The sequence below is a fragment of the Bacillus sp. NMCN1 genome (genome assembly GCF_002998085.1).
Taxonomy (GTDB): domain Bacteria; phylum Bacillota; class Bacilli; order Bacillales; family Bacillaceae; genus Bacillus.
This window is the reverse complement of sequence record NZ_PVQL01000004.1, coordinates 227,679-241,938: the sequence shown is the minus strand read 5'-3', so window position 1 is coordinate 241,938 and position 14,260 is coordinate 227,679. Positions and strand designations below refer to the sequence as shown.

Annotated in this window: 9 protein-coding genes and 2 pseudogenes; all 11 read left to right on the top strand. The window is 41.6% G+C overall.

Translation table 11 applies throughout. From position 1 onward, the window contains the following. The first annotated feature begins 37 nt into the window (after positions 1-37). Positions 38-2,044: an NAD-dependent DNA ligase LigA gene (gene ligA, locus C6W21_RS17585; protein WP_106056797.1), complete on the top strand. Its 2,007-nt coding sequence runs from the start codon at positions 38-40 to the stop codon at positions 2,042-2,044. A gap of 15 nt (positions 2,045-2,059) precedes the next feature. After that, complete coding sequence (locus C6W21_RS17580) at positions 2,060-3,247, top strand: CamS family sex pheromone protein (protein WP_106051930.1); 1,188 nt, start codon at positions 2,060-2,062, stop codon at positions 3,245-3,247. 133 nt (positions 3,248-3,380) lie between these two features. After that, entirely contained in the window at positions 3,381-4,580 is a 1,200-nt protein-coding gene (locus tag C6W21_RS17575) for an MFS transporter (RefSeq protein WP_223249626.1), read from the top strand. Positions 4,581-4,671: 91 nt separating this feature from the next. Further along, a pseudogene (locus C6W21_RS19530) lies at positions 4,672-5,961 on the top strand (condensation domain-containing protein); the annotation flags it as partial. Continuing rightward, positions 5,956-7,233, top strand: a pseudogene (locus tag C6W21_RS19525) (non-ribosomal peptide synthetase); the annotation flags it as partial. The pseudogenes C6W21_RS19530 and C6W21_RS19525, both read left to right, overlap by 6 nt. Then, complete coding sequence (locus C6W21_RS19520) at positions 7,210-9,141, top strand: condensation domain-containing protein (protein ID WP_411266047.1); 1,932 nt, start codon at positions 7,210-7,212, stop codon at positions 9,139-9,141. The pseudogene C6W21_RS19525 and the gene C6W21_RS19520, both read left to right, overlap by 24 nt. Next, positions 9,138-10,679 (top strand): serine hydrolase domain-containing protein, encoded by a 1,542-nt coding sequence (locus C6W21_RS17565; RefSeq protein WP_106056794.1) that lies wholly within the window; start codon positions 9,138-9,140, stop codon positions 10,677-10,679. Before C6W21_RS19520 ends, C6W21_RS17565 begins: the two co-directional genes overlap by 4 nt. Continuing rightward, entirely contained in the window at positions 10,642-11,622 is a 981-nt protein-coding gene (locus C6W21_RS17560) for a C39 family peptidase (protein WP_106051916.1), read from the top strand. The genes C6W21_RS17565 and C6W21_RS17560 overlap by 38 nt, the downstream gene beginning before the upstream one ends. Continuing rightward, positions 11,619-12,329 (top strand): thioesterase II family protein, encoded by a 711-nt coding sequence (locus C6W21_RS17555; RefSeq protein ID WP_095286019.1) that lies wholly within the window; start codon positions 11,619-11,621, stop codon positions 12,327-12,329. The genes C6W21_RS17560 and C6W21_RS17555 overlap by 4 nt, the downstream gene beginning before the upstream one ends. Next, complete coding sequence (locus C6W21_RS17550) at positions 12,326-13,183, top strand: 3-hydroxyacyl-CoA dehydrogenase family protein (protein WP_106051914.1); 858 nt, start codon at positions 12,326-12,328, stop codon at positions 13,181-13,183. The genes C6W21_RS17555 and C6W21_RS17550 overlap by 4 nt, the downstream gene beginning before the upstream one ends. A gap of 14 nt (positions 13,184-13,197) precedes the next feature. Continuing rightward, entirely contained in the window at positions 13,198-14,253 is a 1,056-nt protein-coding gene (locus tag C6W21_RS17545; RefSeq protein ID WP_106051909.1) for an HAD-IIIC family phosphatase, read from the top strand. The last annotated feature ends 7 nt before the right edge of the window (positions 14,254-14,260 follow it).

Here is a 14,260-nt window from a genome sequence, read left to right as displayed (position 1 = left end):
GGACTTATAAAACGGATGAATTGAAAGGAAGAAGCAGATGGATAAAGAAGCAGCGAAACGCCGGATCGAGGAACTGCACCAGATTTTGAATCAATACAACTACGAATATCATACACTTGATCGTCCAAGTGTTCCTGACGCTGAATATGATGCGCGGATGCGTGAGCTGATCTCTTTAGAGGAAGAGCACCCTGATTTAAAAGCAGCGGACTCCCCCTCACAAAGAGTAGGAGGCGCTGTGTTAGACGCCTTCCAAAAAGTGCGCCACGGCACACCGATGCTCAGCCTCGGGAATGCGTTTAATGAACAGGACCTTCTTGATTTTGACCGCCGGGTTCGTCAAGCAGTCGGTGACGATATCGCATACAATGTCGAGCTGAAAATTGACGGACTCGCTGTTTCTCTCCGTTATGAAAATGGCGTGTTTGTCCGAGGTGCCACACGTGGAGATGGGACTACGGGTGAGGATATTACTGAAAACCTCAAAACCATTCGTTCCATCCCGCTCAAAATCAAACGTCCTCTGTCGATTGAAGTGAGAGGCGAGGCATTTATGCCAAAACCTTCTTTTGAAGCATTAAATGAAAAAAGAATACAAAACGAAGAAGAGCCGTTTGCGAACCCGCGTAATGCGGCGGCAGGCTCGCTTCGTCAGCTTGACACGAAAATTGCGGCGAAACGAAACCTTGATATCTTCGTCTACAGTATAGCGGAGCTTGATGAAATCGGTGTTGAATCGCAAAGCGAAGGGCTTGACCTTCTCGACGAACTTGGCTTTAAAACGAACAAAGAAAGACGGATGTGCCAAACGATTGAAGAAGTGATTGACCTCATTGAAACACTAAAAACGAAGCGTGCCGATTTTTCATATGAAATCGATGGAATTGTCATCAAAGTCGATTCATTAGCTCAGCAGGAAGAGCTCGGCTTTACAGCCAAAAGTCCCCGCTGGGCTGTTGCGTACAAGTTTCCAGCTGAAGAGGTCGTGACAAAGCTGCTTGATATTGAACTAAGTGTCGGGCGTACAGGTGTCATCACACCAACAGCGATTCTTGAGCCTGTCAAAGTAGCAGGGACGACAGTGCAGCGTGCTTCCCTTCATAATGAAGATTTGATCAAAGAAAAGGATATTCGCCTTTTTGATCAAGTGATTGTGAAAAAAGCGGGCGATATTATTCCAGAAGTCGCAGGCGTACTGATCGATCAGCGTACAGGAGAAGAAAAGCCGTTTCACATGCCGACTGAATGCCCGGAGTGTCATAGTGAGCTGGTGAGAATTGAAGGCGAAGTGGCTTTGCGTTGCATCAATCCAGAATGCCCTGCCCAAATACGTGAGGGACTCATTCATTTTGTTTCCCGTAATGCAATGAACATTGATGGGCTTGGCGAGCGGGTCATTACACAGCTTTTCCAAGAACAGCTTGTCTCTCGTGTGTCCGATCTTTACCGATTAACGAAAGAAGAGCTCATTCAGCTTGAGCGAATGGGCGAAAAATCTGTCGACAATTTACTGCGTTCGATTGAGCAATCGAAAGAAAACTCTCTAGAGCGTTTACTATTTGGACTCGGTATACGATTTATTGGCTCTAAAGCGGCAAAGACCTTGGCGATGCATTTCGGCGACATCGATCAATTAAAGCAAGCGACGAAAGAACAATTACTCGAAGTCGATGAAATCGGTGAAAAAATGGCTGATGCCGTCGTCACGTACTTTGAGAAAGAAGAAATACTCAACCTGCTAAATGAACTAAAAGAGCTTGGGGTCAATATGACCTACACAGGGCCAAAGCCGGTGAAGGCAGAAGAAAGTGATTCCTATTTTGCAGGCAAAACCATTGTGCTGACAGGGAAATTAGAAGAAATGGCTCGAAACGATGCAAAAGCAGCGATCGAAGCATTAGGCGGCAAGCTGGCAGGTAGTGTGAGTAAAAAAACAGATTTAGTCATTGCCGGAGAAGCAGCGGGAAGTAAGCTGACAAAGGCAGAAGAACTCAATATTGAAATTTGGGACGAAGCTAAAATGCTCGAGGAGCTAAAGAAATAAGAGGAGTGTTTTCTATTGAAAAAGTTGTTATTGCTGCTGACAATGCTCACACTGGTATTGTCAGCGTGTGCACCTTTTGGGGGAAAGGAAGAAGAAGAGGTCACACAAAAAACGGATGAAACGAAGGAAACAGCCATCATCCCGATGTACAATATCTCTGACTCCTATTACAAAATGGTGCTGCCGTTTAAACAAGGGGCTGCGAGAGGATTAACAGCAGAGCGTCTCAACACACGCCTGGACATCGATGAATTTGAAACAGGACTCATGCGCCTTGCAACAGAGTCATTTAATACAAACGACTATCTTTTCCAAGAAGGACAGCATTTAGATGAGGACACAGTTCTCAACTGGCTGGCGCGCAAAAAAACAGGCAGTGATCTGAAAAAGGCAGAAAAAGAAGATAAAGACTTTAAGAATCTCGGCTTAAACCCTGCTCTTCCAAGCTCAGGTTCAACAAAGTCTAAAAATGAAAATAGTCCAATTTACTTAGCTTCGATGCTAGAGCATAATTACTTAATTCGGAAAGATAAAAACAGCTTACAGCTTGGCGGAGTTGTGATTGGACTTGCGCTGAACTCTGTTTATTATTACCGTGAAAATATCGGTGACCCGCAGCAAGAGGTGACCATCGATTCATCGAAAAGTTCAAAGAAACTTTTGGCAGAAGGTGAAAAAATCGCTGAACAAGTGATCAAGCGAATTCGTCAAATGGATGGACTGCAAAAAGTGCCTGTCATGATTGCACTTTATAAGCAAGCACCAAAATCATCTATCGTTCCAGGAAACTTTATCGCAAAAACGGATGTGAAAGCAGGCTCAGCTGATATCGGCAATTGGGATACGATCAAAGAGGAGAATGTCTTCTTCCCTTCAGATAATGCGAAAGGCAATTACAAAGATGATTCCGAGCGTTTTGACCGCTTCAAAACAAAAGTCGAAGACTACTTCCCGAATTACACCGGAGTCGTAGGAAAAGGCTTTTACAAAAACGGCAACCTGCAAAAAATGAAAGTCGAAATTCCAATGCAGTTCTACGGAAAAACGGAAGTTGTAGCCTTCACGCAATATTTAACAGGTGAAGTCATGGATTACTATAAGAGTACCAATATCGAAATTAACATTACATCTTCTGATCAACAAGAAGCCCTGATCACGAAAAATGCTGAAGACAAAGAACCAACCGTCCATATATATGACTAAATAAAAACCGCCTTTTGGCGGTTTTTTAAATTAGGAAAAATGTATCAAATTATGAATATATTGTTATAAAAAGTAGAAGTGTAGAAAATAATGTATTATTATGGGTTATAATGAAGAGAAAATGGAGATCAATATGAAAAATAAATCATTTTACTTTTTATTAGGGGGACAATCCCTAGCTAATTTTGGGGATTCGCTATATGTCCTCGTTCTGACCATCCTGACATATCAATTAACAAATTCTACACTGATTGCTTCAATGGTGGCTGTCTCGCAGTTTGTTGGACAAGCACTTGGAGCGGTACTCATTCCTTTCTTTATGTATCAATTTAAGCTGAAAAGACTCATTATCTATTTGCAAATGTGTCAAATTGCTTTCTTCGGTTGCTTAATTTTCATTTATATTCTACAACTATCAACTTTTACTATTCCTCTCTTTTTTATCATTGTATTTTTCCTTTCTTTGATAGATGGAGGAACCATTCCCGTTCGAAATTCGATGATCCCACGTCTAGTAGAAAAGAACTTTTTACTAAAAGCCAATAGCTATATCTTAACTTCTGATCAAATTGTCCTTTTATTAGGCTGGCTTTTAGGAGGGCTGTTTATTGGCATTCTTGGACCGCAGTTTCTCCTATTGACGACACTTGTTTTATATAGTTTGTCGCTCATATCTATGCTCTTTATCATTGATACTGGGGCTGTAGCTAAACAAGAGCAACAGTCTGAATCATTTGGTACAAGGGTCTTTTCAGGGTGGAAGCTCATGTATGAAAAGCCAACTATTCGAACATTAACGATTTTAGAAATGCTATCCATGAGTGGTAGAAGTATTTGGACTGGTGCCATTATCCTTGTGTATGTCACTGAAGTCTTACACCAGCCTGAAACATGGTGGGGCTTTATTAACGCAAGCTATTTTGGCGGAACCATTCTAGGCGGCCTGCTCGTACTGCGGTTCGCAAAGCATGTGGAACAGCGTTTGTTTGATCACATTTTTTACAGTTCGGTGATCGTAGCTGTGCTAACCCTTTGTTTAGGATTGAATCATTCAGCATGGATGAGTTTGTTGTTTGTTTTTTTATTAGGGCCAGCTTTTCAGCTTCGCAGCATTTCCATTCGTACCTATGTACAAGATACATTGAGTGAAATTGAATTGCCTAAAATACTATCAGCTCAACATACACTATCAACTTTTATATACGGAATGTCCATCCTCGTTATGAGCACCATGACCGATCTCTTTGGGGCAAGAGTCGTCTTTTTTATAAACGTTGCCTTGTTTACTGTGTCGGCTTTCCTAGCGTCTAGATTAAAAAATGAACAAATTTAGACATTTTATCTCAATTATTTACAAAAATACTGTTATATGATTTAATATGTTCGTAGAAATGTTAACTATATGAAAAGTAGAGGTGGCGTAATTGACTAGTAGTTTAGTATATTGGCCATTAACACATCCGCAGCGGCGCGTGATGAACATGGAAACATTTTATCCAGAAACACCGATCAATCATATTGGCGGTATCATTTTCGTCAATGGGCCGTTGCAGCTCGATAAACTGAAGCAGGCCATTGCATCTTGTATCATGATGACTGAATCTCTTCGTCTCAAGCTAGTAGAGAAAGATGGTGAGACGCTTCAATACGTTGATCCAAACGCCGATAACCCTATTCCTACCTATGAGTTTTCCACACATGAAGACATGCTAGAATGGGCCGAAAAAGCCTTCAAAACACCATTTCAATTAACAGAAACCTCTCTCGCCGAATTTGCTGTACTAAAAATCGGTGAACAACAATCCGGTTATTTCATCAAATGCCATCATACAGTAGCAGATGGATGGTCGATGAAAGTAATCATCGATAAAATTAGCCAGCTTTACACTGCTCTTACCCAAAGCTCCTCTATCGAACAAGAAGCAGACAATCATTCTGTATTTATTGATAAAGAATCAAAATATATGAACTCCCCAAGATTTAAAAAAGATCAGAAATTTTGGAAAGAAGCATTATCTGATGTGTCTGATAGTTATTTGGTACAGGGAACTGACCAAATCAAAGGCCATCGGCACAGCCATTACCTTGATCGACAACTCTCAGAACGAATCTATGAATTTATAGATGCCCATCATTGTTCAATCAATTCTTTATTTACTTTAGGACTCTTCGTTTACTTACATAAAAGATACCAGCAAAAAGATTTTATTATTGGGACGCCAGTTCTCAATCGTTCCGGACAAAAGGAAAAAGCCACTTCCGGTATGACCGTCAGTACAATGCCATATCGAATGAAGATTGATCCTCATCTCTCTTTGTTAGAAAGTCTGACAGACGTTCAAAAAAGCTATAAGGCTTACTTCCTTCATCAGCGTTATCCCTATGATGCACTTGTCAAAGATTTAGAGCTTGCCAAAGCAGGATATGATCAGCTTTTTCAAATCTATATCAACTCCTACAGCACAAATATGGTGCAGGAGATGGAAGGATACAAAGTTGAATACATAGAGCTTTACAATGGCTTCCAGCCATATGGCTTACAAGTTGCTGTGAAAGAATGGGATGAAAAAGGGCAAATCGAGCTTCAATATGACTACAAGATCTCAGATTACAGCAATGTAGACATCGACTTTCTACACGAAAGAATGCTTCTCTTTGTCGAAACCATACTCGCCCAGCCAAAGCAGCTGATAAAAGACGTACTTCTTATGACAGAAGACGAGGAACATCGAGAGCTATATCAATGGAACGACACAGGCGTGCTATTTCCACAGAAACAAAAAATCCATGAATTGATCACAGACATGTCAAAGACTTCCCCTGATCGAATCGCGCTTCAGGACGGAAATCGTATCATGACATACAGTGATCTTGAGAGAAAAACCAATCGAATGGCGCATTTCCTACAAACACATGGCTTACAGAGGCATGACTTTGTTGCAGTATGTATGAATCATTCACCAGAACTTATAGTGCTGCTGCTGGGGATTTTAAAGGCTGGAGGTGCTTATGTGCCGATTGATCCTGAGTATCCGCAGGAACGTATTCAGTTTATTTTGGATGACAGCCAGGCAAAGCTGTTTTTCACAGATGACGCATCTGCATACCATTTTAATGGCGATACGTACAATATCTACAACGTGTGGGATCAGTTGGATCAGTATGATGCGGTACATCCATTCATTGGGGATGCTGAAGACGTCGCATATATGATTTATACGTCTGGCTCTACAGGCCATCCAAAGGGAGTCATGATTGAGCACCGAAGCTTAGTGAACTATATCATGTCTGCCAAAACACACTATACTGATTCATCAGATGATCATTTTGCCTTGTATTCATCCATTGCATTTGATTTAACCGTGACATCCATTTATACGCCATTGGTTATTGGCAGTACAGTGGTGATCTATCGTCAAGAGGATCAACCAGGCTTTTTATTAGAACATATTTTGTCTGATCAAAAAGCAAAAGTCATCAAGCTGACACCAGCTCATATGGCACTGTTAACAGATGCTGCACTGTCTCAATCAGTTGTGAAACGGATGATTGTGGGAGGAGAACAATTATCGACCGCTTTGGCCAAAAGAATCACAGAGGCAAGTGATGGAAGGATATCCATCTTTAATGAATATGGACCAACTGAAGCAACCGTTGGCTGTATGATTCATCAATTCCATCAAGAGGATGGAGGGACATCGGTGTCAATTGGTGTGCCAATGCCAAATACAGAGATTTACCTTTTAGATGAGAATCAGCAAGCCGTGCTGCCAGGGACAGTAGGAGAAATATATATTTCAGGCGCGGGTGTTGGAAGAGGATATTGGCAAAGACCTGATTTGCATGAATCGCGCTTTCTGCCCAATCCTTTTGTAAACGACCGCCGCATGTATCGAACAGGTGATATAGCCAAACGAGCAAATGATGGAAAGATAGAATACATTGGCAGGATTGATCATCAAATCAAGCTGCGAGGCTACCGAATTGAGCTGGGTGAAATTGAACTTGCGCTTATGGCACTTGAAGAAGTTGATAAAGCAGCTGTCATTGATCTAACCGATGAATCTGGGGAAAAACAGCTGGCTGCTTATATTGAATTGAAAGAAAAAGAGCTGACGTCCTTTTTACTTAGAAGGAAATTATCAGATCAGCTTCCAGCTTATATGGTACCTGCCTATTTTGTTGTACTAGATGAGCTCCCGCTTACTCAAAACGGAAAAATCAATCGGACAGCACTGCCTGATCCATTGCTGTCTCAAGTGGAAACAGCCGTTGAATGGTCCAAGGAAACAGCGGACATCGAAGAGATCATAGTAGATACAGCAAAAGACATCTTAGGGCATGAAACGATCGAACCGGCTGATCATTTTTATCAGCTTGGCGGTGACTCCATTAAGGCGATTCAATTTATTGCGAAGTTAAAAGACAAAGGACTCTATTTAAAAACCAAAGATCTTTTTACGTATCCCATTTTTCGAGAAATGGCACAAGTCGTTCAGCAGGAACCAGTCTTACATATTTCACAAGAGCAGGCTGCGGGCGATGTGAAATCGATCCCAATCATCGAATGGTTCTGGTCCCAGCGGTTAAAAGATGAACATTTCTGGCATCAATCCATCATTGTTCATTCAAAGAAAAAGATGGATGAAAGAATCGTGCAGGATGCTTTAAAAGAGTTGGTCATTCATCACGACGGTTTAAGGTTAAAAGTACATGAGGCAACAAATACACTCTATTATGATGAAGACGTTCACGATATTCCGCTGATGATCCACGATTTCACGGCATTGTCAGAAGAGAATGTGGAAGAAGCGCTACAAGAAGCAGGGTGTCAGGTCAAGCAAAGAACTCATCTTTATCAAGGACCATTGATTCAGGCAGCGCTTTGTCAAACTGCTTCTCAATCACATCTCATTTTTACCGCCCATCATCTTTTAGCTGATGGTATGTCATGGCAAATTCTTGTGGAGGACTTGATTCAATTATTGCATGCAGAGAAGGTCACAGCTGAAGTACTTCCGCCTAAAACCCATTCCTATCAAACATTTACAGAGCGGGTGAACGAGTATGCAGTATCAGAGGAAGTAAAAGAGTCGCTCAGCTATTGGCAAAAAGCGGTGCAGGATATTCAGCCTCTGTATCAAGTTTCTTCAAATGAGGGGTATATCAGAGACGAAGTCAAATTAACCAAAGCATTATCAGTGGAGCTCACGAATCAATTGACCAATCAAGCGAATAAAGCGTATCAAACGCAGCCTCACGAACTGTTAATTTCAGCCTTGACGCAAGCTTGTTATCAGCAAACGAATCAAAAGCGGATTTCTTTGGAATTAGAAGGTCATGGCAGGGATGCTGTAGAGGAAGATATCGATGTATCTAGAACGTTCGGCTGGTTCACCACCATGTACCCTGTGAATGTTCATGTCTCTGAATCTCTCTCAGATCACATACGGACTGTCAAAGAAACGATACGTGAAGTGCCAAATAAAGGTGCAGACTATGGGCTGTTGTCACTCATCAATAGGCAGCTTCCTCCTCATTCAGCACCGCAATTACGCTTTAACTATCTAGGTGAAATTGATCAAGTGCTGAAACAATCATCTGATTATGAGATGTCTTACTTTACATCGGGGATTGATTCGTCATTGGATAATCCTTTAACAACCGTCATCGATATGGTCGCTACCATCAAGGGCGGTCAGCTGATTTTTCATCTTTCTTTCAGTGAAAAACAGCTGTGTGAAACAGATATGACTCAGCTATTACAAGAGGTAGAACGGCAAATTGAGCGTCTGGTACAGCATTGCTTAGAGAAGGAAGGAATCGAATTTACACCGTCTGATTTTGAAACAGTGGATATGTCTCTTGAAGAAATGGATTCATTATTTACATGAGGAAAAATCAGCATGTTATCTACATTTCATTTTTATTATCGGTCTTATGGATAAGCAGCTTTGCCGGGGGGACACATGCAAAAGCAGTAATTTCATCTAAAGCCATTGATCAAGTGATAGAGGAACAGATGGAGCTTGGGCGCATTCCAGGCATGTCCGCTGTGGTTGTGAAAAAGGACGAAGTGGTGTACCAAAAAGGCTTTGGTTATGCGGATCGAAAGAAAAAGAAGCAAGTGAAAGCGAGTACTTTCTTTGAAATTGGTTCTACATCAAAGGCATTTACCGCCCTTGCTATTATGGAGTTAGAGAAGCAAGGGAAACTTCATTTAAAAGATCCAGTGAGCAGCTATATTCCAGGTTTTTTTCCAACATACCATGGAAAGCCTCAGCGTTTGACGGTGGAGCAATTAATGCATCACACAAGCGGCATTCCCTTTCAATCCATTGCGCTTATCCAGCCTGATACTGCAAAGGATGCGTTGAAAAAAACAGTTCATCAGCTGAAATCAATCGAGCTTAATCGCAAGCCAGGCAGCTCCTTTGAATATGCCACCATCAACTATGATGTCCTTGGTCTCATCATTGAAAATGTAACAGGAACGTCATATGAGGCATATATGAAAGGACTGTTTAAAAGGCATCATCTTGACCAAACGGAGGCTGGGCTAAAACGCATGACATCCGGTGTTGTCTCAGAAGGGTTTAAACTGCAATTCCTTGCTCCGCATGCTTATGAAGCACCAGAATATCGAGGCAACACCCCTGCAGGCTATATTGTGATGAATAGTCAGGATGTGGGGACTTGGCTGCAATATCAATTGACCGATTCAACTTGGTCTCGTTTTGTAAAAAATCCGGATCACTTAACTGTGAATGTCCCAGAAGAAGGGAAGCATGTCTATTACAATGCCGGCTGGTATATAGAAAAAGCGCATGGGCAGGTGGCATCGCTTTTTCATGCAGGCTCTAATCCAAACTATTCATCATTTTTTCTGATCCAGCCAAAAGAAGGTATTGCTATCGGAGTGTTAGCAAATATGAATAGCAGCTACACAGAGCAAACGGCACGTCTTATTGCCAAAACGATCGCGGGTACAAATGAAGAAGCAGAGTCATCAATGGATCCTTTTCAGCTCATTGATCAATTGAGTTTAGCAGCGACATGTCTCTTTATTTTTCTGCAAATTGTGTCCGTCGTTCGATTTATCAAGTGGAAAAAGCGTGTAAGAAACGGCGCTTTCGTTCGCAGGGACATGTCACTTGACGTCTGGCTGAAAAGTATCGGCTGGGTGCTGTTGCTAATTGGGATATTGCTCCTTCCAATGATTGTTGCGCAGCTAGCTTTTAATGGGCTGCCTTGGAAAATGACTTTTGTATGGGGACCTTCCTCTCTCATTGAATTAGCGATTTCTTATTATTTGTTTTTCACTTGGTTTTGTACGATTGGTTTCATCAAAGGATTTATGGTGACATCTACTGCTGGAAAGAGAGGACAAAAAGATGACCGTCAAACAGATTTCGGGCATTCATCCTTATAATGATTTGTTTTATCGAAGCTGTTTCTTCAATTGCTTTTTTCCAATTGTGAAGCTGCATAATCAAGAAGTCGCTCCATACTTATTAAATGATCAATTTGCCTACGGGCTTACAGAGGACGGCTTGCTGCAGATTGACTGGATGTCGGCACACGATCCAGAAAAGATTATGAATTTACAAGGCATTCAAGTCGAAAAAATGACGTATTGTGCCAATCTTATTGAAAAGGTCAAACAAGATGTGATGCGTGACCGCCCGGTAATTGTTTGGGTAGACCCCTACGTTCAGCGAGGCAGAAAAGAGTATTTGACAACCCATAGCCGTCATTCAATTTTAATTACGGGTTTCGATGAAAATCAGCAAACCTTTCAAGTATTAGAGAATCGGCATTTAGATAATTTGTCTTATGAGCATCAAGTGCTGTCTTTTGGAGATGTACAGAAAGGGTATGACACCTTTCATGATCATTTTCAGCCGAATGATCAATTTCATTCCTATGCGTCCTTCTACTTTGAACCGGACAAGCTTTCGACTGAATTATTTGATCAAAAAACGACTTATTTCCTGAGAAATATGCATGGTCAGATAGACGTAATAGAAAAAGGAATCACAGCTCTTGAAACATTTTATGAGCAGTTTCGGCAATGGGATGATATCGAGAAGCTCGTGGCGTCGTTCAATCAGATCATCAATACGAAGAAAGTGGAGCTGTATCGGTTGAATCTCATCAAAGGCGATCTACCTGAGCTGGTGGGATGGATGGAACGTATTTTAGCAGAATGGGAGAAAGCGAGGCATCAGGCAGCAAAACTCCTTTTTTCAGGTGAGATGTCTAGTAGGTACAAAGCCAATATCAAAGCTTCTTTAGAACAAATCATCCATGATGAAAAACACTGGCTGGAAGCGTTGGCAATCAAATGCAAAAGGGAGTGTGGCGTGTCGTGAAGTTATTTTGCTTACCGTACGCAGGTGGAGCCAGTACCGTATTCAGTACGTGGAAATCTTATATAGACCGGTCGATAGAAATTCATGCCCTTGAACTCCCTGGGCACGGGACAAGAATGACAGAGCCTGTACTAACCGATTTACAGCAGGTCGCAGATGATCTTTATGTACAGGCGTCCTCCTCCTTAAAAGAAGGAGAGCCCTATGCCATTTTCGGTCATAGTATGGGAGCCGTCCTTGCGTATGAATTACAAAAAAGAATGAAAACAAGGTTAAACAAAGAGCCTGTCCATGTCTTTTATTCTGGGCGCTTTCCACCACATATTCCAGAAAAGAAAGTCTATCATCAACTGTCAGATTCCAAACTAAAAGAGGCGATCATAGCGATGGGAGGCGTTCCTGAGGAACTTGCCGATAACCATGCAGTGCTTGATTTCTTTCTGCCGATTTTAAGAGCAGACTTTCAGCTTTTGGAGACCTATCTGTGTGATGAAGTCGTTCCAGCTGCTTGTCCAATTTCTATTTTTTATGGTACACGTGATTTGCCTTCTGTGCTGTTTGATTTAGACGATTGGGATCAATATACAAGCGAAGATTGTGCGTTTTTTGAATTCGATGGAGATCACTTTTTTATTCATTCATTAACAAATGAAGTCGTAGAAAAAATCAATGTCATTTTAAAACGAATTGGAGTGTTGGAGAAATGAACACGAAGCACGTAGGCGTGATTGGAGCAGGTGTGATGGGGGCTGATATGGCATTAGACCTTTCAGCAAATGGCTATCAAGTCACATTAGTTGATGTCACAGAAGAAAAGCTAAATGAAGCGCTGGAAAAAATCAAGAAGACCTATCAATTGGTTCAATTTGTGAGAAAGAAGAAAATCTCAGTGTCTTTAGAAGATGTATTGTCCCAAATCCAGCTGTCGACTTCACTTGAAGGCTTACATGACGCACATATCGTCATTGAAAATGTGACGGAAGATTGGGAGATTAAAAAACCTATTTATGAAAAGCTGCGAGATATTTGTGCGAGAGAAACCATCTATTTTGTAAACACGAGCTGTATTTCGATTACAAAAGTAGGGTCCCTTATGCATCACCCTGAGAAGGTCATTGGGGCGCACTTTATGAACCCTGTTCCTCTTAAAGCATTGGTTGAAGTAATTAGAGGAAAAGCAACTTCTGATGACACAGTTGAAACGGCAAAAGGGTTCTTGAAATCGTTTGATAAAACACCTGTTGTGGTGCATGATTTTCCGGGATTTGTTTCCAACCGTGTGCTTATGCTGACAATCAATGAAGCGATTTGGGCTGTGCAAGATCAAGTCGCCACACCAGCAGATGTCGATAAAATTTTCCGCGGGGGTTTCGGCCATAAAATGGGACCACTTGCGACAGGGGACTTAATTGGTCTTGATACGATTTTGAATTCATTGCTTGTTTTATACGAGAGCTACAAAGATCCGAAGTTCCGTCCATGTCCTTTACTTGTCAAAATGGTCGACGCAGGCGAGTACGGCAAAAAATCAGGTAAAGGCTTTTTCCAATATGACATGTGAGAGGAGAAAAACAAATGGCTAAGCAAATCAAGTGTGTTGTCTGGGATTTAGATCATACATTATGGGATGGAATTTTACTTGAATCAGATGAAGTGACATTAAAGCCTTCGATGAAGGAAGTACTAACAGAATTAGATGAGCGCGGTATCCTTCTTTCTATTGCAAGCCGGAATGATGAAGCAGCCGTGAGGGAAAAGCTCTCCGCCTTTGGGATCGAGCATTTCTTTCTCTATCCAGAGATTCATTGGAATGCCAAATCTAGTTCTTTAGAGAGAATCAGCGAGCACCTAAATATTCATAAAGATACCATTCTCTTTATTGATGATCAGCCATTTGAACGAGAGGAAGTGAAGGCTGTTCATCCAGAGATTACGTGCTGGGATGCAGTGGATTATATGTCATTACTCACTGATGATCGGCTGCGTCCAGTCTTTATCACAGAAGATGCGAAACGACGCAGAAGAATGTACTTAGAAGCGGATCAAAGGCAGCAAGAAGAAGAGAAATATGAAGGGCCGCCTGAGAAATTTTTGGCGTCTTTACATATGAAATTCGTGATATCAGAAGCAGGAGAACAAGACCTCCAGCGAGCCGAAGAACTGACCGTCCGTACCAATCAATTAAATGCGAGCGGGAAAACCTACGATTATGAAGAGCTAGATTTCTTCCGTCAATCAGACTCTCACTTACTGCTTGTCTGTGAACTTGAAGATAAATTCGGTTCCTATGGGAAAATTGGACTCTCTTTAATAGAAGAAATAGGTGACACCTGGCATGTCAAACTGCTGCTTATGTCTTGCCGCGTCATGTCTCGTGGTGTCGGGACCATTTTACTCACAACGATTTTGCAAGAAGCGAAAAAGCGGGGAAAACGGCTTGTGGCTGACTTTAAACAAACCGACCGAAACCGCATGATGTATATCACATATAAGTTTGCCAATTTCAAAGAAATCGAGAAGGGGGAGGATGGCTATATCTTGTTTGAAAACGATTTAAGCATGATTCAGCCTTTCCCAGAATACGTAGATGTCAACATTGAATTACATCAGAAAGACCCAGCCAAACAATAAAAAAGTG